General features: G+C 60.5%; 20 protein-coding genes and 1 riboswitch. Of the genes, 14 read left to right on the top strand and 6 right to left on the bottom strand.

What is annotated here, in order from left to right; translation table 11 throughout:
- Positions 1–113 precede the first annotated feature (113 nt).
- The 8 genes from BKX96_RS21360 (at position 114) to BKX96_RS21325 (ending at position 8,791) form a co-directional block, all read left to right on the top strand.
- Positions 114–446, top strand: coding sequence for a YceK/YidQ family lipoprotein (locus BKX96_RS21360; RefSeq protein ID WP_080957108.1), 333 nt, complete (start codon positions 114–116; stop codon positions 444–446).
- Positions 447–612: 166 nt separating this feature from the next.
- Positions 613–2,370 (top strand): carbamoyltransferase family protein, encoded by a 1,758-nt coding sequence (locus BKX96_RS21355; RefSeq protein ID WP_046819883.1) that lies wholly within the window; start codon positions 613–615, stop codon positions 2,368–2,370.
- The gene (locus BKX96_RS21350; protein WP_046819882.1) at positions 2,354–3,484 is read left to right on the top strand and encodes a glycosyltransferase; all 1,131 of its coding nucleotides are present in this window, start codon (positions 2,354–2,356) and stop codon (positions 3,482–3,484) included. Before BKX96_RS21355 ends, BKX96_RS21350 begins: the two co-directional genes overlap by 17 nt.
- The gene (locus BKX96_RS21345) at positions 3,484–4,380 is read left to right on the top strand and encodes an antimicrobial resistance protein Mig-14 (RefSeq protein WP_046819881.1); all 897 of its coding nucleotides are present in this window, start codon (positions 3,484–3,486) and stop codon (positions 4,378–4,380) included. The genes BKX96_RS21350 and BKX96_RS21345 overlap by 1 nt, the downstream gene beginning before the upstream one ends.
- Positions 4,381–4,388: 8 nt before the next feature.
- Positions 4,389–5,789 (top strand): PIG-L deacetylase family protein, encoded by a 1,401-nt coding sequence (locus BKX96_RS21340; protein ID WP_077185415.1) that lies wholly within the window; start codon positions 4,389–4,391, stop codon positions 5,787–5,789.
- Positions 5,790–5,874: 85 nt separating this feature from the next.
- Positions 5,875–6,831, top strand: a complete 957-nt coding sequence (locus tag BKX96_RS21335) for a glycosyltransferase (protein WP_046819879.1) — start codon at positions 5,875–5,877, stop codon at positions 6,829–6,831.
- Between the two features lie 55 nt (positions 6,832–6,886).
- Positions 6,887–7,648 carry a hypothetical protein gene (locus tag BKX96_RS21330; protein ID WP_077185414.1) on the top strand — a complete coding sequence of 254 codons (762 nt, stop codon included), beginning with the start codon at positions 6,887–6,889 and terminating at the stop codon, positions 7,646–7,648.
- 48 nt (positions 7,649–7,696) lie between these two features.
- The gene (locus BKX96_RS21325) at positions 7,697–8,791 is read left to right on the top strand and encodes a glycosyltransferase (protein WP_077185413.1); all 1,095 of its coding nucleotides are present in this window, start codon (positions 7,697–7,699) and stop codon (positions 8,789–8,791) included.
- On the opposite strand, the gene BKX96_RS21320 is transcribed toward BKX96_RS21325, so the two are convergent.
- A complete protein-coding gene (locus BKX96_RS21320) occupies positions 8,786–9,352 on the bottom strand; it encodes a BUD32 family EKC/KEOPS complex subunit (protein WP_235431890.1) in 567 nt (188 codons plus the stop codon). The genes BKX96_RS21325 and BKX96_RS21320 overlap by 6 nt on opposite strands.
- Before the next feature lie 149 nt (positions 9,353–9,501).
- Between BKX96_RS21320 and BKX96_RS21315 the strand changes: the two genes are divergently transcribed.
- The 3 genes from BKX96_RS21315 (at position 9,502) to hldE (ending at position 14,115) form a co-directional block, all read left to right on the top strand.
- Positions 9,502–10,674 (top strand): O-antigen ligase family protein, encoded by a 1,173-nt coding sequence (locus tag BKX96_RS21315; RefSeq protein ID WP_077185412.1) that lies wholly within the window; start codon positions 9,502–9,504, stop codon positions 10,672–10,674.
- A gap of 15 nt (positions 10,675–10,689) precedes the next feature.
- Complete coding sequence (msbA, locus tag BKX96_RS21310) at positions 10,690–12,495, top strand: lipid A export permease/ATP-binding protein MsbA (RefSeq protein ID WP_046819874.1); 1,806 nt, start codon at positions 10,690–10,692, stop codon at positions 12,493–12,495.
- Between the two features lie 195 nt (positions 12,496–12,690).
- Complete coding sequence (gene hldE / locus BKX96_RS21305; protein ID WP_046819873.1) at positions 12,691–14,115, top strand: bifunctional D-glycero-beta-D-manno-heptose-7-phosphate kinase/D-glycero-beta-D-manno-heptose 1-phosphate adenylyltransferase HldE; 1,425 nt, start codon at positions 12,691–12,693, stop codon at positions 14,113–14,115.
- 101 nt (positions 14,116–14,216) lie between these two features.
- On the opposite strand, the gene BKX96_RS21300 is transcribed toward hldE, so the two are convergent.
- The 4 genes from BKX96_RS21300 to BKX96_RS21285 all read right to left on the bottom strand — a co-directional run bounded on the left by BKX96_RS21300 (position 14,217) and on the right by BKX96_RS21285 (position 17,646).
- Positions 14,217–15,176, bottom strand: a complete 960-nt coding sequence (locus BKX96_RS21300) for a hypothetical protein (protein ID WP_046819872.1) — start codon at positions 15,174–15,176, stop codon at positions 14,217–14,219.
- A gap of 33 nt (positions 15,177–15,209) precedes the next feature.
- Positions 15,210–16,022, bottom strand: a complete 813-nt coding sequence (locus BKX96_RS21295) for an aldo/keto reductase (RefSeq protein ID WP_077185411.1) — start codon at positions 16,020–16,022, stop codon at positions 15,210–15,212.
- Positions 16,019–17,194, bottom strand: a complete 1,176-nt coding sequence (locus tag BKX96_RS21290; protein ID WP_077185410.1) for an NAD(P)/FAD-dependent oxidoreductase — start codon at positions 17,192–17,194, stop codon at positions 16,019–16,021. Before BKX96_RS21290 ends, BKX96_RS21295 begins: the two co-directional genes overlap by 4 nt.
- Positions 17,195–17,313: 119 nt before the next feature.
- Entirely contained in the window at positions 17,314–17,646 is a 333-nt protein-coding gene (locus tag BKX96_RS21285) for a DMT family transporter (protein ID WP_008004867.1), read from the bottom strand.
- Positions 17,647–17,749: 103 nt separating this feature from the next.
- On the opposite strand from BKX96_RS21285, the gene BKX96_RS21280 reads away from it, so the two are divergent.
- Complete coding sequence (locus BKX96_RS21280; protein ID WP_046819869.1) at positions 17,750–18,664, top strand: LysR family transcriptional regulator; 915 nt, start codon at positions 17,750–17,752, stop codon at positions 18,662–18,664.
- Positions 18,657–19,934 (top strand): lipid IV(A) 3-deoxy-D-manno-octulosonic acid transferase, encoded by a 1,278-nt coding sequence (gene waaA / locus BKX96_RS21275; RefSeq protein WP_077185409.1) that lies wholly within the window; start codon positions 18,657–18,659, stop codon positions 19,932–19,934. The genes BKX96_RS21280 and waaA overlap by 8 nt, the downstream gene beginning before the upstream one ends.
- A 45-nt stretch (positions 19,935–19,979) precedes the next feature.
- On the opposite strand, the gene BKX96_RS21270 is transcribed toward waaA, so the two are convergent.
- Positions 19,980–21,413, bottom strand: a complete 1,434-nt coding sequence (locus BKX96_RS21270; RefSeq protein WP_046819867.1) for a TolC family outer membrane protein — start codon at positions 21,411–21,413, stop codon at positions 19,980–19,982.
- A 205-nt stretch (positions 21,414–21,618) separates the two neighbouring features.
- A riboswitch (TPP riboswitch) is annotated at positions 21,619–21,724 on the top strand.
- A gap of 168 nt (positions 21,725–21,892) precedes the next feature.
- Between BKX96_RS21270 and thiC the strand changes: the two genes are divergently transcribed.
- Positions 21,893–23,782 (top strand): phosphomethylpyrimidine synthase ThiC, encoded by a 1,890-nt coding sequence (thiC, locus tag BKX96_RS21265; protein WP_008063536.1) that lies wholly within the window; start codon positions 21,893–21,895, stop codon positions 23,780–23,782.
- The last annotated feature ends 42 nt before the right edge of the window (positions 23,783–23,824 follow it).

Here is a 23,824-nt window from a genome sequence, read left to right as displayed (position 1 = left end):
GAATAGGGGGACAAGTTCTTGTGAACGGTCCTACACGATCTTGGGAAGCCATGAACTGTGGCCCGAATGACCACGATGCTAATTTGCCTGACGTTCACGGAGGGCAAACTCAGATGATCAAAACGGCAGTCGCATCAGGTGTCATTTCATTGGCTTTGACGGGGTGCGGGACCGCCGTAACGGTCTTGCAGGATGATGCCGACGCGGCCCAGGCGCTTCGACGTCACAAAACCTACTGTCAGTCCATCCCGCGGGTCTACAGCGGCCTGGCCTACGATTTTTGCGTATTGAATGCGCCTCCCGATCCAACGGGTATCCTCGTTCCACTGGTTTTGATCGACCTGGCGCTGTCTGGCACGCTGGATACCGTTGTCTTGCCCTACACCCTTTACAGGCAGGGCGTAGACGGCAATATCCAGATCTACTGGCGGCCCGCGCGCGGATAACCACGGGCGAGGGGCCTGGCCGAACTCCCTTGGCGCTTCCCGCTAGAGGCTTGCTGCCGCTTTTAAGCTATAATCCCGCCCTTTAGCTGTCTCTCGCCCGTTGCGAGGGCACATTAATTTTTGAGGCGCATTGCGCCTGCACGCAGACTAAAGAGGCTAGACCCCTGTGGCATTGACGATTCTTGGCCTGTCCGGCGCCCTTAGCCATGATCCTTCCGCAGCCTTGTATATCGACGGCAAGCTGGTCGCGGCGGCGGAAGAAGAGCGCTTCGTACGCGATAAACATGCAAAGAACCGCATGCCCTACGAATCGGCGAAATTCTGCCTGGAGCAGGCCGGCATCAAGCCTTCCGACGTTGACGTGGTAGCGATTCCGTTCGCGCCGATCAGCCTGTTCGGCAAGGCCCGCTGGCAGTATGCCAAGCGTTACTGGTACGCACCGGACCGTGCACTCGACGCGATCCTGATGGGCAACCGTCGCTACAAGCGCTATCGCAACAAGATCGTCTGGTGCCTCGAGCAACTGGGCTTCGATCCGAAGAAGATCAAGATCGAGCCGGTCGAACACCACCTGGCCCACGCCTCCAGTGCCTACCACTGCTCCGGTTTCAAAGAGAAAACCGCGATCCTCGGGATCGACGGCAAGGGCGAGTACGCCACGACCTTCTTCGGTTATGGCGAAAACGGCAAGATCCACAAGATCAAGGAATTCTTCGATCCGGACTCCCTCGGCGGCCTGTACGGTGCGATCACCGAGTTCCTCGGTTTCGACATGCTCGACGGTGAGTTCAAGGTCATGGGCATGGCGCCGTACGGCGACGCCAGCAAATACGATTTCTCGCGCCTGGCTTCGTTCGAAAACGGCGAGTTGGTCATCAACACCGACTACGCCAACGTCATCGGCCTGCGTCGTTACAAAGAGAAGGGCAAGGGTTACTACTTCTCGCCGAAACTGATCGAGTGGCTGGGTCCCAAGCGCGAAGGCGACATCGCCGACGAACCGTACATCCACTACGCCGCGAGCATCCAGGCGCTGTTCGAAAAAATTGCGCTGCAGATGATCGACCACTACCTGGGCGACGTGCTCAAGGAAACCGGCAAACTGGCCTACGCCGGTGGCTGTGCGTTGAACGTCAAGCTGAACCAGAAAATCATCGCCCGCGACGACGTCAAGGAACTGTTCGTCCAGCCTGCATCCGGCGACGCCGGTACCGCGGTGGGCGCGGCAGCCTATGTGTCCCATGCCCGTGGCGTACCGGTCGAGAAGATGGAGCACGTCTACCTCGGGCCGTCGTACAGCAACGAAGACGTGATCGCGGCCTGTGCCCGTCACGAGAACAAGCCAACGTGGCGCAAGCTCGACAACATGCCTGAGCAGATCGCCAGGATCATGGTCGACGGCAACCCGGTGGCCTGGTTCCAGGGCCGCATGGAGTTCGGTCCACGCGCACTGGGTGGTCGCTCGATCATCGGATGCCCGAGCGTGGCCGGCGTGGCCGATCGCATCAACCACCAGATCAAGTTCCGCGAGCGCTGGAGGCCTTTCTGCCCGTCGATGCTCGACACCGTGGCGCCACAGATGATCAAGATCGATCACCCGGCTCCGTTCATGACCTTCACCTTCGAAGTGGCGGAAGAGTGGAAAACCCGCGTGCCGGAAGTCGTCCACGAAGACGGCACCTCTCGCGCCCAGGTACTCAAGCGCGAATACAACCCGCGCTACTACGACATGATGAAGGCGCTGGAGGTGCTTACCGGCAACGGTGTGTCGTTGAACACCTCGCTCAACCGTCGTGGCGAGCCGATGATCTGCTCGCCGACCGACGCCCTGAACATGTTCTTCGGTTCCGATCTACAGTATCTGATCATGGAAGACATCCTGGTGGTCAAAGAGGGCGCGGACACCTATGACACGCTCGGCTGAACGCCATGTGCTGCAGTTCTGTCACGGCTATGACGGGCCGTTCCTGGACTGCGCGCGGCAGTACGCCAGCCTGTTCGCGGGGACCGGTTACCGGGTGACCACGGTGTTCCTGACCGGGGTCGCCGATGCCGAGGTCGCCGCCGGTTGCGCCAGCGATGAAGTGTTGTTCATGGAGTACAGCTCCAAGGCCATTCGTGGCCTGAAGCTGGGCGCCATCGGCGATCTGCGCAAGATCGCCGCTTCGCGCAATTTCAGTTTCTGCATCGCCCATCGCTTCAAGCCGATCTACATCGCCTTGCTCGGCACCTCGTTGCCGGTGATTGGCGTGCACCACGCGTTTGACGACTACAAACGCGGGACGCGCAAACTCTTCGCGCATGTTTTCCGCAAGCGCCTGAGCCTGCTCGGGGTGTCCGATGCCGTGCGCGATGACATGCGCCAATGCCTGCCGAAGTGGCCGGCGGCGAGGATCCAGACCCTGTACAACCGGATTGATGTACCGGCTTTGCAGGCTAGCCAGGTGTCGGCTCGCGAGGCACGGGAGACCCTGGGCCTGGCGACGGATGCCTGGATCGTCGGCAACGTCGGTCGCCTGCATCCGGATAAAGACCAAGCCACGTTGCTGGAGGGTTTTGCCATGGCGCTGCCCGGTTTGCCGGCCAACAGCCAGCTGGTGATTCTCGGTAGCGGTCGTCTGGAGCAGGATCTCAAGGCCCAGGCTCGCGAATTGGGGATTGGCAACCGGGTGCTGTTCCTCGGCCAGGTCCCTGAGGCCCGGCGATATTTCAGCGCTTTCGATGTGTTCGCCCTCAGTTCCGATCATGAACCATTCGGCATGGTGCTGCTCGAAGCCATGGCGGCGGGCGTGCCGTTGCTTGCCACGGCGTGTGGTGGAGCGAAGGAGGTGGTCGAAGGCGTGGGCATCCTGTTCCCGCTGGGCGATGCCGAGCACCTTGCGCAAGGCCTGCAACACCTGGCCGCCATGGACGAGCAACAACGTCGCCAGTGCGCCGAGCTGATGCTCGAGCGCCTGCGTGAACGCTTCTCCGACCGCGCAGTGCGCGAGGCTTTCTGGCACTTGCCGCACGTAACCGAACTGGCACAGAGGGGCTGATGCTCAACCGATTTCAAGGCTGGCGCGAACGTGGCTGGTCGCTATCCGATGCCCAGACCTATGCCGAGACCTGGCAGCGTTATGGCGGCAGTGTCGCCACTCACCCGCTGGTAGTCGAGCGCCTGGCGCAGCTGGCCGGCATTCCCGTGCGATACCTGGCCTGGGAGCAGGGCGGCGAAATCAAGGCCGCGATCCCGACCTGGGGGCGAGACCTCGCCTTGTCCAAGGACGTGCTCAAGCGTAATGGCAAGAAGGGCTTGTTCGACCTTGGCAACGCCGAGATCATCCTGCCGGCTGCAGCCGATGCCCGGGCACCTCTGCGTCATCGCGGGCGTTACTTGTCGGCGCTCAATGAAAACCGTTTCACCGGTATCAGGCTGCAGGCCGAACAACTGGCCATGGCCCGCACGCCCGAAGAGTTGTCGAAAAAGTTTCGCTATAACCAGCGCCGCGAACTCAGGTTGCTGGAAGAGGCGGGTGGCGTAGTGCGACCGGTTTCCGAGTTTTCCAGCCAGGAGCTGGGGGCTATCTATTGCGATTTGTTCCGGCGCCGCTGGGGCTTTGCGGCGACCGGTGCCGAGCGCATGGCCGAAGTCATCGAGTTGTTGCGCGAGTTGCTGATCGGCTCGGTGATTTTCCTCAATGATGCACCTATTGCCATTCAACTGGTGTACCGCGTCGAGACGCCGCAATGGATCAGCGTCGAATACATCAATGGCGGTGTCGACCCCGAAACTCGCGAGTTCAGCCCCGGTAGCGTGCTGAGTTTTCTCAACACCCAAAGCGCCTGGGAGCACGCCAGGGCACAGGACAAGCCTTTGCGTTTTTCCTTTGGTCGTGCCGACCGGGAATACAAGGACCGCTGGTGCAATCCTGTGCCGGTCTACACCGTATGAGTCAAGCCATGAACCGCAAACAGCAATTGCTCAAGCGCCATCGGCGCAACAAACGCATCGGTCTGTTGGTCGCACTGGTGCTGTTGATCCTCTGCGGCATCCTGGTGGCGTGGTGGTTGCCGCTGGTGTTGGCGGTGGTGGGCTGGGTGGTCCACGAAGCCTGGTTTGCCGATCACCTGTTCTATTCGCCGAAGGACGACTACCAGTACACCTTTGCACCCTATACCCCGCAGCCCAAGGTACACCTGAGCGGGGAGCATCTGCGCCTGGACGAGGGTGTCATGCTGGTCGACGACGCGACGCTTGTGTTGGCCTTGAAGGTAAAAAGCACGTGGCTGGGGCGCTTCTTCGATCCTGTGGTCGAATTGGCGGGTGGCGACAACCCGGACCGGCAGACCTTCGAGCGGGGTGTGAACGGCCTGCGTTATCTCAACCTCAGTGGCCAGGCCCAGGTGCTGTCACGCGGTGAATTGCGTCTGCGCGGGCGTTTCTGCCGGCTGCTGGGCGAGCCTGTCTTGTGGGCCTTCGAGCACCCGGACTTTCGCCGTCAACGGGTGATGGTCATCGCCCCGCATGCCGATGATGCCGAGCTGGCGGCCTACGGCTTGTACAGCCAGGCGGACGAGGCCTGGATCGTTACGCTCACCGCCGGTGAAATCGAAGCCGAACATTATCAGCGCATGGGCATGAACAAGGTCGAGGCGTCGCGACTGAAAGGCCGTTTGCGCGCCTGGGACAGCATTGCCGTGCCGCGCTGGGCCGGCGTACCGCAAGCCCATTGCGTGCAGTTGGGCTATTTCTGCCTGCAACTGGCGACCATGCAGGCGTCGCCCGCCAAACCGATTGGCTCGCGGGAAGCGGATTTGAATGACACCCGGTTGTTTCGCCAGTTGAATCCGTTTGGCCTGCCGGGCGATGTCGACGGCGCGCCCACTTGGAACAACCTGCTGGCGGATCTGCAAGCCCTGCTGCTGCGGGCTCGACCTGAGGTGATCGTGTTGCCGCACCCGACCCTCGATCCCCATCCCGATCACATTTGCGCGCAGGCCGCGGTGCTCGAAGCGCTCAAGGGTCTTGATTGGCAACCGACCCTGTTGGGGTACGCCAACCACCTGCACGACAACGATCGCTGGCCCATGGGCGATTCCGGTGCCGGTATTGGCCTTCCTCCCGTGTTCGATCTCGGCCAGCAGATGCATCCCTACTGCCTCCAGCTTTCCCTGGCGCAGCAGTGTGACAAGGCCATGGCATTGGCAATGATGCACGACCTGCAACCACCGGCTCCCTTCAAGCGTCGCCTACGGCGTGGGTTACAGAGGCTGCTGGCGGGGCGGGCCGGCTCGAGATACGGCGAAAATGAATTTTTTCGCAAGGCTGTGCGGCGTCAGGAACTGTTCTGGCGCTTGTAAGGTGTCATGGGCCTGAAGCTCGACTGTCTGAGGGCAAGTTCGGATTCAGGCGTTGTTCCATTTGCCTGTTGTGGCAAGGAAGACGATGAAAGTTCTATTTCTGGTGCAGAAAGATCAGCGGGCCATCCTGGACCGTCTGTACGATGGCGTGGCGGCTCATTGCGAGTGCGACTTGCGCTGGTTGAGCAGCGAGGAACAGCGCAACCTGCGCAGTTATTTCCGGCGTGAAGTCGATGTGTCCCGGTACGACCGGATCGTGTTTTTCCTGCGGTTCAAGCAGGAAATCCGCCAGGTCGGATTTATCCGTACGATTCCCAACCTGGTCATTCTCGAACACGATGCCTACCAGAACTACATTCCTTGCAAGTACACCGGCAAGTTCAGCGCGCACTACCGTCGCCTGCCGTGGGCGCGAGTCATCAGTTCCGGCTTCGTTGTCACCGAACGCCTGCGTGCAGAGGGTTTCGATGCGGTGTTCGTGCCCAAGGGCTACGACCAGACGCAGCTTGCGGATCAGGGGCGCGAGCGCGATATCGAGCTGGCGTTCGTCGGCAGTACCAACAGTGTTGCCTACAGCGGTCGAAAAGCCCTGCTCGATGAGCTGGGTCGCGTCGAGCCCCTGGTAGTGACTCGCACCAAATCCGGCGAGGAGTACCGCGATACGCTCAACCGCATTCGCTTTTTCGTCAGTGCCGACGTCGGCATGGGCGAGTTCATGATCAAGAATTTCGAGGCCATGGCCTGTGGCTGTGTATTGCTGGCCTATGACCAGGGCGCGGCGGAAAACCAGGCGCTGGGTTTGCAGGATATGCACAACGTGGTGTTCTACCAGGACATCGCACAGCTCCAGGAGAAGCTGGCCAGATTACGCAGCGACCCGCAACTGGCGCAGCGCATCGCTCACAATGGTCGGGAGCTGGCGGTCAGCCAATTCAGCTTTGCACGCATCGGCCAGCGTATCGTCGAAGAACTTGAGCCTGCACTGCGTCCTAGAGCGCCTTTGAGTCTGTTGGAAAGAATTCGACTCAATTTGGGTGTTTGACAAGCGTTGGCCAGCCATTGATATTGCTGGCCACTTCTAATTTGTCGAGACAACCGTGCATTTTTCCCCCGAGAGTGACATCACGCTAGTGGTCACAAGCTGTGGTCGCCTTGATCTGCTCAAGACCACACTCGAGAGCTTCGATCGATTCAATACGGCGCCCATCCGCGAAGTTTTCATTACCGAGGATGCAGGTGACGAAGGGGTTCATGCGGTCATTCCAGCCCACTGGAAGGATCACTGCACGGTGTTCGTCAATCGTCCAAAGCTGGGTCAGCTGGCGTCCATCGATCTGGCGTACGAACACGTCAGCACGAGCTACATCTTCCACTGCGAGGATGACTGGGAATTCTATCGCCCGGGGTTTGTGGAAGACTCCATGACCATTCTCCAATTCCGCCCGGAAATCCTGCAAGTGTGGTTGCGTAGCTATACTCATGACCTGCGGGTTCACAGTCCCTATATTCATCTGGGGCCACAGGAAGTCGTCGGTGGGGTGGCTTGCTATCCATTGATCTCCGACAAGCCGGAATGGCAGGGGTTCTCGCTGAACCCGGGCTTGCGCCGGGTCAAGGAATATCGATTGTGCGCACCATTTTCGGGGCACGCTGGCGAGAAAGCGCTGTCACAGCGATACGCACAGTTGAATCTGACTGCACTCACGCTTGAAGCGGACGCAGTCATGCACACCGGGTTTGGCCTGCACGTGCAAACGCCTGTCGAGCGACAGCGCAAGGCGCGTCGCAGCCGGCGCGAACAGGTCAAGTTCGTATTGTTTTTGTTGTTGGGAGTCTGCATTGGTTGGTCCATCAAGTAGCTACACCGCAGCTTATCCCCATAACCTTCTGTATTGGCTGCTTGCCCTATGAGTATTCTCAACGTGATGTGGGCCGGCGGTGCTCCGTTTGCTTCGATCCACAAGGTGCATCAGCAGATACTGTCGCAGGCCTTGCCATCAGCTCCGGTGAAAACCTGGTTGCTTCAGGGGGGCGCCTCCGAATGTGGAGTGAACGTTGGTGAGATCCGCGAATGGGGGCTGTCTTCTGCTCGTTTGAAAGGGCGGCATTTCTGGCGATTGACCAAGCCCTGGATGCGAGCCCGGTTTCACCGTGCCCTCCAGGAGAGCGACGCGCGTCTGCTGTTGCTTGACGGGTTGGGAGTAGCGCGCACGCTGTTGCCGATACTCAAGGCGTTGCCGCATATCCGCGTCGTGGTCATTTTTCATGGATCGACCCGACTGCATGCGGGTGATCGCGCGCTCTTCCAGCAGCTCCCGTCTTCACAACTGGCCTTGGCCGCCGTGTCGAACACCCTCGCAACCTCGCTGAGTCGTGACTTGCAGGTACCGGTCGTGACATTGCGCAGTGCCTTTGAGCCTACCGCCTTCCGGCGTGCTTTGCTTTCTCGGGAGGAGGCGCTGATGCGGTTGGGCCTGTCTGCTAACGGTGGGCCAGTATTGGGGGCCGTGGGACGCCTGGTTTCCGAAAAGGGCTTCAATTGCCTGCTCGATGCCTTTGCGGCGGCATTGCAGGAGCGTGCTGACCTGAGGCTGGTCATCATCGGGGAGGGAAGCACTCGTGCCGTGCTGGAAGCACGTATCGATGAGTTGGGGCTGCGCGAGCAAGTCTTGCTGCCGGGCCATCTCGATGACGCAGCGCGTCTTTATCGTGCGTTCGACTGGGTTGCAATCCCATCGCGGGAGGAAGGTCTGGGGCTCATTATGCAGGAAGCTGTCATGGCCGGCATTCCGGTGCTGTCCAGTGATCTGGCGGTATTTCGTGAGCAGTTGGCCGATAGCGGCCGGTACGCCCCGGTCGATGACGTGAACGCCTGGCGCGACGCGATCCTGCGCGCGTTCAGCGTCTCTGCCGAAGCGGTCGCTGCTGATCAATTCCAGGCGTTAGGGCCGGATCAAGCCTGGCTGAGCTTCAGCCAGACCGCCCGTGCGCTACTCTCATGAGGGCAGCACTGCCTGCTCCAATGCTTGCATCGGAAAGGTGTCGTTCAGGTTCTCGCGCGCAATATAGCGTGCGAAGTGCTGCAGGTTGCGTTTGATCAGATGCCGAGGCAAGGGTGCTCGCAGGAAGCGCATGTCAGCCACATCAATCAGGCCCATTTGATTGTCAGGCGTGATCACGATGTTGCCCAGATGCAGCGACCGGAAGTAGATCCCCGATTGATGAAGGCGGCGTATCAGTCCGGCCAGTTCGGGCAAGGCTTGTGGCCAGTTGAAGCCTTCCTTGTTAGCGATCTGGCGCAGGGTCTCGCCTGGTAGTGGCTGGTACAGCACGGCTGTCATGCCGGGCGCCTGCAGTCGGTAATACTGCAGAACCTGCAAGGTCGGTACACCGAGTTTTTGCAGCTCGACTGCATTGTCGATGAAGCGTTTCGAATAGGGCCGAAACAAGGCGGATGAGAAAATACGCTTGCGACGAAACAGTTTGAGGATATTCCCATCTTGCAACAGGTAGACTTTTGGCCCGTAACTGTCGGCCTCCAGTACTTTGGCACCGTCAATCATTTGATTTAGGGCGGCTTGAGGGAGCCGGGAACATTGCATCGTAGAAAGCCTTGTTGGAAGAACGGGGCGCCGTGGCGGGCAATGATGCCGAAAAAATTCAGCTTTAACCATGTCGGGTTGGGTGAGCGAACGCTTACAGGAGCAATTTGATGCAAGAAACTCGTTGGGCGCAAGCATGGATGACAGTAGGTCTTTTGTGGTTTTTGTTGGCCATCGCCATTGCGCCTACCAACAAGCTCTATCAGCAAGGCTTGGTGGTGTTTCTCTGGTTGCCTGCAATCATGCTCTGCTGGTCCGCACGGGTCCGGCTTCGGGAATTGTTCCATGACCAGCGCTGGATCTACCTGCCGTTGCTGGGGTTGGTGATCTGGTCACTGCTCAGTCTTTCATGGTCGAACACGCCTGATCCTGACCGCGCAGCCAAGCGCGTGCTGTACATCGTGGTGTTCCTGTTGTTCTTTCCGGTTTTCGCCAATGCCCGACCCGAGCGCGTGATCCGCGTCATGCAATGGGGAGGTATAGGGCTGGCTGTCACGGCGCTGGTGGCGATCGTCAAATTTTATGGAATGCATGGCAACGTATGGGTTTCACGCGTGGAAGGGCTGGGCGAATTGTCCCATCCGATCCTGGGCGGCTACGTCATCGGGCTGGCAGCCGTGTGGCTGGTACTCTGGACACCGCGTACGGGCTTGATGCAGGTAGTCTGTGCCCTTGCTTTGGGCGTTCTGGGGATATTTGTCCTGCTCAGCCAGAGTCGCGGCGCGGCCCTGGCACTGTTTCTCACGATACTGGCCATGCCGATCTGGTGCCGTGACCGACGCAGTCGTCTCGTCGCGGCGCTCGCACTGATCATCGCGATGCTGGCGTTCTGGCTTTTCGAATCCCTGGTCCTGTCGCGCGGTGTTTCCTATCGCCCGCAGATCATGATGGCCAGTTTGCAAATGATCGCTGAACATCCATGGCGGGGCCTGGGCCTCGGTAGTCACTACAGGGTGTTCGCCGATGGGCAGTCTTTTGACCACGCCCATAACCTGTTCACCCACGTGGCCATCGAATTGGGCCTGCCAGGTTTATTGTTGTGGGCGGCGACCTGGATCGCAGTTCTGCGCGAGGCCTGGAAGGTTCGGGAAACGCTCTATGCCAAGGGAATCATCGGCATCTGGTTGTTCTCTACCCTGGCGATGCAATTCGATGCCGCCAGCCTGAACGGTACACCGAGGGCCGAATGGTTCATCAGTTGGTTACCCATTGGCCTGGCCAGTGTTTTGGTATGGGCTCGGGCCAATCCCGACGCTTGTGATAAAATTTCGCGTTCTTCCTAACCAGTGAGCTCTACGATGAGTGACGCACCGCCCAAAGCGGGACAGGACTCCAGCCTGAAAATCTATTTTCGGCTGCTGGGGTATGTAAAACCTTATCTCGGCCTTTTCTTGCTGAGTATCGTAGGCTTCGTGATTTTTGCCTCCACACAGCCGATGCTGGCGGGGATTCTCAAGTATTTCGTCGATGGCCTGAGCAATCCTGAAGCGGTGCTCTTCCCCGACGTCCCGTATCTCAAGGACTTGCAGCTGTTGATGGCCGTGCCATTGCTGATCATCCTGATCGCGGCGTGGCAAGGCCTGGGCTCTTTCCTCGGCAACTATTACCTGGCGAAGGTTTCGCTGGGGCTGGTGCACGACCTGCGGGTCGAGTTGTTCAACAAATTGCTGGTTCTGCCAAACCGCTATTTCGATACCCATAATTCCGGGCATCTGATCTCGCGCATCACGTTCAACGTGACCATGGTGACCGGTGCCGCTACCGATGCTATCAAGGTGGTGATCCGCGAAGGCCTGACCGTGGTCTTCCTGTTTGCCTACCTGCTGTGGATGAACTGGAAACTGACCATCGTGATGCTGGCCATCCTTCCGCTGATTGCGCTCATGGTGGGTAATACCAGCAAGAAATTCCGCAAGCAGAGCAAGAAGATCCAGGTGGCCATGGGCGACGTGACCCATGTGGCGTCCGAAACCATCCAGGGGTATCGCGTAGTGCGCAGCTTCGGTGGCGAGAGCTACGAAGAACGGCGTTTCGCCGAGGCCAGCCAGGGCAATACCGACAAGCAACTGCGCATGACCAAGACCGGTGCGGTCTACACGCCGATGTTGCAGCTGGTGATCTACACCGCCATGGCCGTGTTGATGTTCCTGGTGCTGTTCCTGCGCGGCGATGCAACCGCCGGTGACCTGGTGGCCTACATCACTGCGGCGGGTCTGCTGCCCAAGCCGATCCGTCAGCTGTCGGAAGTCAGTTCGACCATTCAGAAAGGTGTCGCCGGTGCCGAAAGCATTTTCGAGCAACTGGACGTTGAGCCGGAAGTCGACCACGGTACCGTTGAGCGCGACCGCGTCAAAGGCTACCTGGAAGTGCGTAATCTGAGCTTTACCTATCCAGGCACAGAGCGTGAGGTGCTGAAGAACATCAGCTTCACCGCGGCGCCAGGCCAGATGATCGCGTTGGTTGGTCGCTCTGGCAGCGGCAAATCGACACTCGCCAGCCTGATACCGCGCTTCTACCATCATGAAGTCGGCGAAATCCTGCTCGATGATGTCGAAATCGAAGACTACCGTTTGCGCAATCTGCGTCGGCACGTAGCGCAAGTCACACAGCATGTGACCCTGTTCAACGACACCATTGCCAACAATATCGCCTACGGTGACCTGGCTGGCGCACCTCGCGCCGACATTGAGAAGGCTGCCGCGGACGCGTACGCAATGGACTTCATCGCGCAGATGCCGCAAGGCCTGGATACCCAGGTCGGGGAAAACGGCGTACTGCTGTCCGGCGGTCAGCGCCAGCGCCTGGCGATTGCCCGTGCCTTGCTGAAAAATGCTCCGTTGTTGATTCTCGACGAAGCCACCTCGGCGCTCGATACCGAGTCCGAGCGTCACATTCAAGCAGCGCTGGATCAGGTCATGAAGGGGCGTACCACGCTGGTCATCGCTCACCGGTTGTCGACCATCGAAAAGGCCGACCTGATTCTGGTAATGGATCAGGGCGAAATCGTCGAGCGTGGCACGCACACGCAATTGCTGGCACAAAATGGCTACTATTCGCGCCTGCATGCGATGGGGCTCGATACCCCGGCGGAAGACATCGCCTGATACCGACATCAGGGTGAGCCTGGCTCACCCTGATGCCCTGCCGGCGTGCAATGCGCCACGTGAGTGTATCCACGGTTTTTGCTCAATAATTGATCAAAAAGCCTTGCCGCAAGATCCCGTTGCAGCCGTCTCACAAGCCTGTGCCCACCCTGTGTTAATATCGCGCCCCTGTTCATTTTGTATGTGGGTTGCTCCATGAAGTTGTCCATGCCGCGATTCGATCAAGCCCCTGTCTTGGTGGTCGGCGATGTCATGCTCGACCGTTACTGGCATGGTGGTACCTCACGGATTTCCCCTGAGGCGCCAGTACCGGTAGTCAAGGTCGAACACATCGAGGACCGCCCGGGCGGTGCCGCCAACGTTGCGTTGAACATTGCCGCCCTCGGCGCCCCGGCCTCTCTGGTGGGTGTGACTGGCGACGATGAAGCCGCCGACAGCCTGGTCAATAGCCTCAAGGGTGCCGGTGTGCGTGCGTTGTTCCAGCGCATTGCCCACCAGCCGACCATCGTCAAGCTGCGGGTCATGAGTCGTCACCAGCAACTGCTGCGGATCGATTTCGAAGAACCGTTCGCCACTGATTCCCTGGCGTTGTCCGTGCAGGTCGACGAGCTGCTCGAAGGCATCAAGGTGCTGGTGCTGTCCGACTACGGCAAAGGCGCGCTGAAAAACCATCAGGTGTTGATCCAGGCCGCCCGTGCCCGTGGCATTCCGGTGCTTGCCGATCCCAAGGGCAAGGACTTCTCCATTTATCGCGGTGCGAGCCTGATCACGCCGAACCTCAGCGAATTCGAAACCATCGTCGGTGGTTGCGCCGATGAGCACGAATTGGTGAGCAAGGGCGCGCAGCTGATGCACGACCTGGACCTTGGCGCCTTGCTGGTGACCCGTGGTGAGCACGGCATGACCCTGCTGCGCCCGGATCATCCGGCATTGCACCTGCCGGCACGCGCCCGTGAAGTGTTCGACGTGACCGGTGCTGGCGATACGGTTATTTCCACCTTGGCAGCGGCGATTGCCGCGGGTGAGGAACTGCCGCATGCGGTGGGCCTGGCCAACCTGGCGGCCGGCATCGTGGTTGGCAAGCTTGGTACGGCGGCTATCAGTGCGCCGGAACTGCGTCGGGCTATCCAGCGTGAAGAAGGTTCCGAGCGCGGTGTGCTGGGCCTGGAACAGCTGTTGCTGGCAGTCGACGATGCGCGTGCGCATAACGAGAAAATCGTCTTCACCAACGGCTGCTTCGACATCCTGCATGCCGGGCATGTGACGTACCTGGAGCAGGCGCGGGCGCAAGGCGATCGCCTGATCGTTGCGGTCAACGACGATGCGTCGGTCAGCCGCCTGAAAGGGCCTGGCCGGCCGATCAACAGTGTCGACCGGCGAATGGCGGTGCTCGCAGGTCTGGGCGCAGTCGATTGGGTGATCAGCTTCGCTGAGGGCACACCGGAGAACCTGCTGCGTGAGGTCAAGCCGGACGTGCTGGTCAAAGGTGGAGACTACGGGATAGACCAAGTGGTTGGTGCCGACATCGTGACCGCCTACGGCGGGACCGTGAAAGTGCTGGGGTTGGTGGAAAACAGCTCCACGACCGCCATTGTCGAGAAGATCCGCAAGTCAGAATAAAGCCCTTGTAGGAGCGAGCTCGCTCGCGATGGACGTTAACGATAACGCGGGCTACCTGATTCAACGCGGTGCCCCTACTTCCATCGCGAGCAAGCTCGCTCCTACAGGGTACGCGGGACGATCTTCTTCAGCAGTTGCCGGGCCTTCCCTCGCAATCGCGCCAATCCAGAAGCCTTATCCGGTGGCGTCAAACCTTGCTGGCGCACCCAGTCCTTCCAGCGAATTCGCTCATCTTTCACCAGCCAGCCTTCCTGCCGGGCAAAGCTTTCCGCCAGGTACAATCCGCGCGTGCTTGCCGGGTGCAACTGATCCTTTTTCAAGGTGTAGAGCTCGGCCAAGGGGTGGCCGTCCTGTAATGGCATCAGGTACAGGTCGGGACGCTTGCGATCCAGGCGGGCCACCAGTTGATCGCCTTCCAGGCGTTCGTCGACGTGAAACAGGCTCAGGGACTTCGCTTCCTTGGGCACCTCCAGGCGCAAGTCATAGATCAATTGCAGCGAGGCGGTCGGCAAGTGCACGTAGGCCCGTGGCCGTTCGATCAATGGCAGGTTGGCGCAGCGCACCGGACGTGCCGAGCCGGACAGCGGCGACAGGCGAAATGGCAGGGCTTCGCGATAGTGCAGGGCGCTCGAGTAGGGCGCGGGTAGCCAGGTGTCGTTGAAGCGTCCGCCGAGCCAGCCTTCCGGGGTTTCCAGCAGGCATTCCTCGGCAATTTCCTGGATGGCCGTGTGCAGCGGCAGGTTCAGCTCATGGGCTGGCACGTAGCCGGAAATCAGCTTGAGCACCACGTCGCCGCGGTCCTGCCGCCGTTGGCGCACCAGCACCCAGTAATCGCGATTCTGCCAATGCAGTGTCAGGCGTACCGAAACCCCGAGATTGGCCAGTTCAACGGAAAACCGATCCTTGTCGGCGACGGTCACCGGACGCCGACGTTGGAGGATCTGGGAAAAATTCAACGGCCTCCCGACGCTCTGATAACTCAGGCCTTCGGGAGTCGCTTCGACGAATAACGGCAGGGTCTTGAAGTTGCTCGGGTTCTTTCTAATGAGCGTACGCGGCATGTCGGCTCCTGCTTTAGGCCGCGTGGGGCGGCATCAGTTGCTACGTAGGACCTGGGCAACGGTCGCCACGTTATGGGCGAGGTGCAGCGGATTGATCGTTCCGACAATAGCACTGGCCACGCCGGGATGTTCGAACAACAACTCGAAACTGGCGCGCACCGGGTCCACGCCTGGACTCAGGCACACATGACCGCTGGCGAGGGCTTTTTTGACCAGAATGGCTTTGCCGTGAGCAGCAGCATAGTCAATGACGGCCTTTTCGGTTTGCTCGTTCAGATTGTAGGTGACCATCGCGCAATCACCTTGCTCCAGCGCCTTCAAGCCGCCTTCAACGGTTTTACCGGAAAACCCGAAGCCGCGAATCTTGCCTTCGGCCTTGAGCGCGGCAAGCGTTGCATAGACTTCGCAGTCGTTGAGGATGGCCAGGTCGTTGCCGTCGGAGTGCACCAGCACCAGGTCGATAAAATCGGTTTCAAGACGTTGCAGGCTGCGTTCCACCGAGAGGCGGGTGTGCCCGGCACTGAAATCGTGCCGGGACAACCCGTCGGCAAACTCTTCGCCGACCTTGCTGACGATTACCCAATCCTGACGCTGACCCCGCAGCAGCGGGCCGAGGCGCTCTTCGCTGCGACCATAGGCCGGAGCGGTGTCGATCAGGTTGATGCCCATATCACGCGCGAGTTTGAGCAGCATGCGCGCTTCGTCATCATCGGGGATCTGGAAACCGTTAGGGTATTTCACCCCTTGATCGCGGCCGAGTTTTACCGTGCCCAGGCCCAGGGGCGACACCAGCAAGCCGGTGCTGCCCAGGGGCCGATGCAGGTCGTGCAAAGTGGGTTGGCTCATGGCAGCAGTTGCTCCCAGGCTGGCACGCCCATTGGCGGTTTTGGCAGCGCCGGCAACGCGCTGGCCGGACCCGGTTGAATACCATCGCGGGCGAGGCTGGCGAACACCCGGTCGGCGAAGTCCGGCGCCAGTGCCAGTTTGGTTGGCCAGCCCACCAACAGGCGACCTTCCTCGGCAACAAAGGCGTTGTCGGGACGGGTCAGCCCCGATTGCAATGGCTCCGCGCGGTCCACGCGCAAGGTTGCCCACTGCACGGTGCTGAGGTCGATCCATGGCAATAACTGACCCAGTTCTTTCTGTGCGGTGGCGATCTGTTCGGCGGGCTCGCGGGCCACGCCTTCGGCTTCGGCGATGTCGCCGCCCAGGTACCACACCCACTGGCCATCGGCCGCCGGGTGCGTGGTCACGGTAATCCGCGGTTTGGTTCCGCCACCCAGGCAATGGGCGTACAGCGGCTTGAGGCTCGGGCCCTTGGCGATGATCATGTGCAGCGGGCGGCGTTGCATGGCGGGCTGGGTCAACCCCAGCGCTTCGAGCAGCGCCGCGGTTCCGCCGCCAGCGCTCAAGACGATGCGTTGGGCGCGGATCTCGCGTTCGTCCACCTTCAGGCCAACCAGCACGCCGCCCTCCAGCAGCGGCTCGATCTTCTGTCCGGCGAGCAGACCGTCACCCGCGAGATCAGCCAGGCGCTGGATCAGGCTTGGCACATCGATCACCAGTTCCGCCAGGCGATAGACTTTGCCCTTGAAACGTTTGTCTTGCAGGGCCGGTGGCAATTGGTCGCCCTTGACCTGATCGACGCGACCGCGCACGGCTTTGCTGGCGAAGAAGCTGGTGAGGTTGCCGGCAATCGTCCCGGGGGACCAGAGGTAGTGGGCTTCGGAGAGTAGGCGCACACCCGACAGGTCCAGTTCGCCGTTCCCGGCCAGGGCTTCGCGCCAGCGACGGGGCATGTCGGCGATGGCTTCGGAGGCGCCGGTCAGGGCGCCATGCAGTGCGTACTTGGCGCCGCCATGGATGATGCCCTGGGACTTCACACTCTGCCCGCCGCCGAGGCTGGCGCTTTCCACCAGCACGGTCGAGAAACCCTGGCGGCGCAGGCGCGCGTTCAGCCAGAGGCCGGCGACACCAGCGCCGACAATGAGAACGTCGGTGGAAATAACGGATGGCATGCAGCGACCTCAGTGTTCAAGACGAAGGCGCAGTATACAGACTCGAAGAAGCGTGGATTTGTTGGTGATCAATTGTGGGAGCGGGCTTGCTCGCTCCCACAAAAGATTGTGCGCGTGTTTTAGTGCCCGGCAGTCTTGGAGAACAACTGGATGACCACAACCCCCAGCACGATCAGCGCCATCCCCAGCATCGCCGGTACGTCCAGCTTCTGCCCGTAGATAAACAGCGCCGCGACGCTGACCATCACGATGCCCATGCCGGCCCATACCGCGTAAGCCACGCCCACCGGCACGCTGCGCACCACCAGGGTCAGCATCCAGAAGGCGATGCCGTAGCCGACGATCACCAGCAACAGCGGCAACGGGGTGCTGAAGCCCTTGACCGCTTTCATCGAAACAGTGGCAATCACTTCGGCGCAGATGGCAATGGCCAGGTAGTAGTAAGCGGTCATGGGTCAATCCTCGTATGAAGTGTTGCTTGCTGAGTTCGGCATTCTAGAGGTTCTCCAGATGCGGTAAAGTCATTACCTATCTGTCCTGAAGATGGGTTTGCCAATGCAATGGGATCTGGAACAACTGCGCTTGTTTGTCGGTGTGGCGGAGCAGCGTTCGTTTTCTGCCGTGGCGCGGGACCAGCGCAAGGCCCAGTCGGCGGTCAGCAGTGCGATTGCCCTGCTGGAGGAAGATCTCGGCGTGAGCCTGTTCGACCGCAGCAGCGGCCGCCAGCCGAAACTCACCGAAGCTGGCAACGCCTTGTTGGAAGAGGCACGGGAAGTGCTGCGCCAATGCGAGCGCCTCAACGGCAGGGCGCTGGCAATGATGCGCGGCCAGGAGGCTCGCCTGCGTCTGGCCCAGGACGAGGCGATGCCTTACCAACCCGTCATTGAAAGCTTTGAAGCCCTGGCGGAAAAATTCCCCAGCCTTGAAGTGCAACTGACCAGCGCTGCCCAGGGCGATGTGGCGCGCAAGCTGGTGGAGCGTCGAGCCGATCTGGGCTTGCTGTTTTACCACGATCAAATTCCCGAAGCCCTTGAGCGGCGGGTGCTGGGCAGCGTCGAGATGGTCACGGTGTGCGGTGTCGGGCATCCGTTGGCGGTAAAGGCTGAAGTGAACTGCCAGGAACTGGCGCAGCATCGCCAGTTGCTGATGTCCACGCAGTCCAGCGTCTACCCCGGCAGCGAGCCGGCCAGCCCGCAAGTCTGGCGGGCCGACAGTTTTTACGTGATGGCCGAATGGCTGGTCCGTGGCCTCGGCTGGGCGTGGCTGCCGCGGCACGTCGTGCAGTACTCGGCGTACCAGGGTTTGATGGTCGAACTGGCCAGCGAATGGACTCCGCCAGCGCTGGTGGTGGAATTGGTCTGGCGCCGCGACGAACCCCTGGGCCCGGCCGCTCGCTGGCTGGCGGAACGTTTTGCCGTGCACTTGCAGGCGATCGGCGAAAAACCCGATAAACTCCGCCGCCATGAATAGAACTCTCTACACCGCGCTGTTTTACCTGGGGCTGCCATTGGTGGCGATTCGGCTGTGGCTGCGTTCGCGCAAGGCCCCGGCCTATGCCAAGCGCATCGGTGAGCGTTTTTCCTACGCGATGCCGACAATGAAGCCCGGTGGAATTTGGGTGCACGCGGTGTCTGTGGGCGAAAGCATTGCCGCCGCGCCGATGATTCGCGCCTTGCTGCAACGTTATCCACAGCTGCCGATCACCGTGACCTGCATGACTCCCACCGGTTCGGAGCGCATCCAGGCGTTGTTCGCCAATGAGCCGCGCATCCAGCACTGCTATTTGCCGTACGATTTGCCGTGCGCCGCCAAGCGTTTTCTTGATCGGGTCCAGCCGAGACTGGCGGTGATCATGGAAACCGAACTCTGGCCCAACCATATCCATCAATGTGCCAAGCGCGGGATTCCCGTGGCCCTGGCCAATGCGCGACTGTCCGAGCGTTCGGCCAGGGGCTACGGCCGCTTCGGTAAACTGACCGGGCCGATGCTCGCCGAGATGAGCCTGTTTGCGGTGCAGACCGAAGCCGAGGCCCAGCGTTTTCGTCAGTTGGGCGCGCGAACGGATACCGTCGAAGTCACCGGCTCGATCAAGTTCGACCTGACCATCGACCCGCAACTGTTGCAACGTGCCGCCGATTTGCGCGGGCAATGGCAGGCGCACGAACGCCCGGTGTGGATTGCCGCCAGCACCCATGATGGCGAAGACGAGGTGGTACTGGCAGCCCATCGCCAGCTGCTCGCGAGCCATCCAGATGCCTTGCTGATACTGGTGCCGCGCCACCCTGAGCGTTTCAATTCGGTATTCGAGTTGTGTCGCCAGCAGGGCTTTGCCACGGTTCGGCGCTCCAGCGCCGAAGCGGTCACCGCCGGCACGTCGGTGTTGTTGGGTGACACCATGGGCGAGTTGCTGTTTCTCTACGCCTTGGCCGATACCGCATTCGTCGGCGGCAGCCTGGTGCCAAATGGCGGGCATAACCTGCTTGAGCCGGCAGCGTTGGCCAAGCCGGTGCTCAGTGGCCCGCACCTGTTCAACTTCCTTGAAATCGCCGCGCAGTTGCGCAGCGCCGGGGCGTTGCAGGAAGTGGAAGATGCCCAAGGGCTGGCGTTGGCGGTGCAGCGCCTGTTCGAATTGCCGCGCGATGCGCAGCGGATGGCCGAGGCGGGGTTGAAGGTGATGCGGGCCAATCAGGGGGCGCTGCAGCGCTTGCTGGATGGGCTGGGGCGGTTGATCGACCGCTGACCTGTAGGAGCCGGCTTGCTGCGGGCGGCTCCTACAGGAACTGTGTCAAGGCCTGGCTTTGAGTTGTTCAGCCGCAGCCTTCGCCAGGTCCGGCGGCAGGAAGTCCTTGTCCGGGTTGTAGTTGGGATTGAGCCAACGCGCCAGGTCCTGCAAATCCCCCGGGTTCAACGTACCGGCCTGCTGCTTCAAGCGCAGGTTGTCGAGGATGTAGTCGTAGCGGGTGTTGTTGTAGTCGCGTACCGAGGTGTAGAGCGAGCGCTGCGCATCCAGCACGTCGACGATGTTTCGCGTACCCACCTGATAACCGATTTCGGTCGCTTCCACCGCACTCTGGTTGGAGATGATCGACTGCTTGCGCGCCTGTACCTGCTCGACATCGGTATTCACCGCACGGTGCAGGTCGCGGGTGTTTTCGACGATCTGCCGGCGCAGGGATTCGCGTTGCTGCTCGGTCTGGTCCAGTTGCGCATAGGATTGGCGCACCTGGGAGTTGATCAGGCCGCCGCTGTAGATCGGGATGTTGAGTTGCAGGCCCACAGTCGTTTGCTCGACGTTACCGCCATACGCCTGGGGAAAGCCGTTCGGGTTGCTGAAGCCCAACGCATCGTTGTCGCCTTTTTCGTATTGCGCCACGGCGTCGAGGGTCGGTGCATGGCCGGCCTTGCGCTGCTTGAGGGTTTGCTCGGCAGCGCTGACGGCGTAGTTGCTGGCCAGCAGGTTGAGGTTCTGCTTGGCCGCCGTTTCCACCCAGGCCTTGGCGTCGTTCGGCGCGGGGGGCAGGATCGGCAGGTTGTGGCTGATGCCCTGGATCGACTTGTACTGACGGTTGGTCAGGGTGATCAGGGCTTCGAAGGCATCGTCCACCTGGCGCTGGGCAACGATGCGATTGGCGCGTGCCGTGTCGTAGCTGGCTTGCGAGTTCAGCACGTCAGTCTTGTCCGAAAGGCCGACATCGAAGCGCTCGTTGGACTGATCCAGTTGACGCTTGAACGCGGCTTCCTCGGCCTTGGTCGAGGCCAGGTTATCCTGGCTGCGCAGTACGTTGAAGTAACTGTCGGCCGTCTGCAGGATCAGGTTTTGCTGGGTCGCGGAGAGCTGCAGCGCAGCCTGTTCGTTGACGTCCTTGGCGGCCTGGAACTGGAACCAGCGGTCGGCGCGGAACAGCGGTTGCGCCAGGGTCGCCTGGTACGAATGGGCATTGCGGTTGGTCGTGGCCGAAGGCTGGTCGATTGCCGTGCGCACGTTGGCAACATTGGCACCGCCCGACAGGTTGGGCAGCAACCCGGCGCGGGCCTGGGGTACGACTTCTTTCTGGGCGCCATATTGGGCGATGGCGGCGGCGAGGTCGGCGTTGTTGTTCACCGCTTCCTGATAAACGCTGACCAGGTCGGTCCTGGTCGATAAGGGCGCTTCTGCTGCCCAGGCCATTCCATTGGACGCACAAGACACGGCAAGGGCCAGTGAGAGTTTGCGCAGCATAGGCGTTCCCTAGTAAAAATATTACACAAGTAATTTGAGCGCCAAGGCTAAGGCGCTGCCTGTGCAACGTCAATGCGCAGCTTGGCGTAGCGAGTGTAGTTGTGCATTGGAGCGGCAACAATCCTGCCGCTCCCGGTAATTGCGCCATTCATCATGGTGTTTGCAACGGGGTTGGCGTTCTTTGCCAGTTGTGTCTAGACTGGCCGGGTTCTTGTCGGGGTGCCTTGCTATGAGGCTGAGATCGAATAATTTCGGATCCCGTTGAACCTGATCAGGTTAGCGCCTGCGTAGGGAACAAGATTTCTCGTCACCCGGCGAGTCCTCTTGTGCTTCGTCCGGGATGTTGTTCGACAATCGAACACCCCTCGAGCACTGAGCACAGCACCAACAGCGTTGTCATGGCTGATTGGTCGCGTCCATTCGTTACAGGTTCGCTCCGACAAAATTCCACTGCCTGGATGCTGTCTGGAGAGCCCGTGATGACTACAAAAGCAAAAATCGCCACCAACCTGAGTGACTCGGCCAAGGTCGATCAACAATCGGTGCAGCCGTTTACCCGCTCGCAAAAAATCTATGTCCAGGGCACTCGCCCGGACATCCTCGTGCCAATGCGTGAAATCAGCCTCGACGTGACGCCGACCGACTTCGGTGGTGAGGTCAACGCGCCGGTTGTGGTGTACGACACCTCGGGCCCGTACACCGACCCCAACGTCATCATCGACGTGCGCAAAGGCCTGGCCGATGTGCGTTCGCCATGGATCGAATCCCGTGGCGACACCGAGCGCCTGAGCGGCCTGAGCTCCAACTTCGGCCAGGAACGCCTTGCCGATCCGGAGCTGACCAAGCTGCGTTTTGCCCACGTGAACAACCCGCGTCGCGCCAAGCCGGGCGCCAACGTCAGCCAGATGCACTACGCGCGCAAAGGCATCATCACCGCCGAGATGGAATACGTCGCCATCCGCGAAAACATGAAGCTGGAAGTGGCCCGCGCCGCCGGCCTGCTGGACCAGCAACACGCCGGTCACAGCTTCGGCGCCAGCGTACCGAAAATCATCACCCCTGAATTTGTCCGTGACGAAATCGCCCGCGGTCGCGCGATCATTCCGGCCAACATCAACCACACCGAACTGGAACCGATGATCATCGGCCGTAACTTCCTGGTGAAGATCAACGGCAATATCGGCAACAGCGCCCTGGGTTCGTCCATCGAAGAAGAAGTGGCGAAATTGACCTGGGGCATTCGCTGGGGTTCGGACACGGTCATGGACCTGTCCACCGGTAAACACATTCACGAAACCCGCGAGTGGATCATCCGTAACTCGCCGGTACCGATCGGTACGGTGCCGATCTACCAGGCCCTGGAAAAAGTCGGCGGCGTGGCCGAAGACCTGACCTGGGAGCTGTTCCGTGACACGCTGATCGAGCAAGCTGAGCAGGGCGTCGACTACTTCACCATCCACGCCGGCGTATTGCTGCGCTACGTGCCGATGACCGCCAAGCGCGTGACCGGCATCGTTTCCCGTGGCGGTTCGATCATGGCCAAGTGGTGCCTGGCGCACCACAAGGAAAACTTCCTCTACACCCACTTCGAAGACATCTGCGAAATCATGAAGGCCTACGACGTCAGCTTCTCGCTGGGCGATGGCCTGCGTCCGGGCTCGATTGCCGACGCCAACGACGAAGCGCAGTTCGGCGAACTGGAAACCCTCGGCGAGCTGACCAAGATCGCCTGGAAACACGACGTGCAGTGCATGATCGAAGGCCCGGGCCACGTGCCGATGCAGTTGATCAAGGAGAACATGGACAAGCAGCTGGAGTGCTGCGACGAGGCGCCGTTCTACACCCTCGGCCCGCTGACCACCGACATCGCGCCGGGCTACGACCACATCACCTCCGGTATCGGTGCGGCGATGATCGGCTGGTTCGGTTGCGCCATGCTCTGCTACGTCACGCCCAAGGAACACCTGGGCCTGCCGAACAAGGATGACGTGAAGACCGGGATCATCACCTACAAGATCGCCGCTCACGCCGCCGATCTGGCGAAGGGGCACCCGGGCGCACAGATCCGTGACAACGCCTTGAGCAAGGCGCGTTTCGAGTTCCGCTGGGAAGATCAGTTCAACCTGGGCCTTGATCCGGACACCGCGCGTTCGTATCACGATGAGACGCTGCCGAAGGATTCGGCCAAGGTCGCGCACTTCTGCTCCATGTGCGGACCGAAATTCTGCTCGATGAAAATCACCCAGGAAGTCCGCGAGTATGCGGCCAACCAGCGGATCGAAGCGGTTGACGTGGATGTCGCCCAGGGCATGGCCGAACAGGCTGAGCGCTTCAAGCAGGAAGGCAGTCAGCTGTATCAGAAAGTTTGATCCCGCACTGATCGTTCCCACGCGGAGCGTGGGAACGATCAC

Source organism: Pseudomonas putida, from assembly GCF_001976065.1.
In the GTDB taxonomy this organism is placed as follows: domain Bacteria; phylum Pseudomonadota; class Gammaproteobacteria; order Pseudomonadales; family Pseudomonadaceae; genus Aquipseudomonas; species Aquipseudomonas serbica.
Note: the sequence above shows the minus strand (reverse complement) of the source record. Positions and strands in the feature narration are given on the sequence as shown.

Coding starts and splice junctions, on each gene's coding strand:
- BKX96_RS21360 (WP_080957108.1), top strand. CDS start 114: ATGATCAAAACGGCAGTCGCATCAGGTGTCATTTCATTGGCTTTGACG.
- BKX96_RS21350 (WP_046819882.1), top strand. CDS start 2,354: ATGACACGCTCGGCTGAACGCCATGTGCTGCAGTTCTGTCACGGCTAT.
- BKX96_RS21345 (WP_046819881.1), top strand. CDS start 3,484: ATGCTCAACCGATTTCAAGGCTGGCGCGAACGTGGCTGGTCGCTATCC.
- BKX96_RS21340 (WP_077185415.1), top strand. CDS start 4,389: ATGAACCGCAAACAGCAATTGCTCAAGCGCCATCGGCGCAACAAACGC.
- BKX96_RS21335 (WP_046819879.1), top strand. CDS start 5,875: ATGAAAGTTCTATTTCTGGTGCAGAAAGATCAGCGGGCCATCCTGGAC.
- BKX96_RS21325 (WP_077185413.1), top strand. CDS start 7,697: ATGAGTATTCTCAACGTGATGTGGGCCGGCGGTGCTCCGTTTGCTTCG.
- BKX96_RS21320 (WP_235431890.1), bottom strand. CDS start 9,352: ATGATTGACGGTGCCAAAGTACTGGAGGCCGACAGTTACGGGCCAAAA.
- BKX96_RS21315 (WP_077185412.1), top strand. CDS start 9,502: ATGCAAGAAACTCGTTGGGCGCAAGCATGGATGACAGTAGGTCTTTTG.
- msbA (WP_046819874.1), top strand. CDS start 10,690: ATGAGTGACGCACCGCCCAAAGCGGGACAGGACTCCAGCCTGAAAATC.
- hldE (WP_046819873.1), top strand. CDS start 12,691: ATGAAGTTGTCCATGCCGCGATTCGATCAAGCCCCTGTCTTGGTGGTC.
- BKX96_RS21300 (WP_046819872.1), bottom strand. CDS start 15,176: ATGCCGCGTACGCTCATTAGAAAGAACCCGAGCAACTTCAAGACCCTG.
- BKX96_RS21295 (WP_077185411.1), bottom strand. CDS start 16,022: ATGAGCCAACCCACTTTGCACGACCTGCATCGGCCCCTGGGCAGCACC.
- BKX96_RS21290 (WP_077185410.1), bottom strand. CDS start 17,194: ATGCCATCCGTTATTTCCACCGACGTTCTCATTGTCGGCGCTGGTGTC.
- BKX96_RS21285 (WP_008004867.1), bottom strand. CDS start 17,646: ATGACCGCTTACTACTACCTGGCCATTGCCATCTGCGCCGAAGTGATT.
- BKX96_RS21280 (WP_046819869.1), top strand. CDS start 17,750: ATGCAATGGGATCTGGAACAACTGCGCTTGTTTGTCGGTGTGGCGGAG.
- waaA (WP_077185409.1), top strand. CDS start 18,657: ATGAATAGAACTCTCTACACCGCGCTGTTTTACCTGGGGCTGCCATTG.
- BKX96_RS21270 (WP_046819867.1), bottom strand. CDS start 21,413: ATGCTGCGCAAACTCTCACTGGCCCTTGCCGTGTCTTGTGCGTCCAAT.
- thiC (WP_008063536.1), top strand. CDS start 21,893: ATGACTACAAAAGCAAAAATCGCCACCAACCTGAGTGACTCGGCCAAG.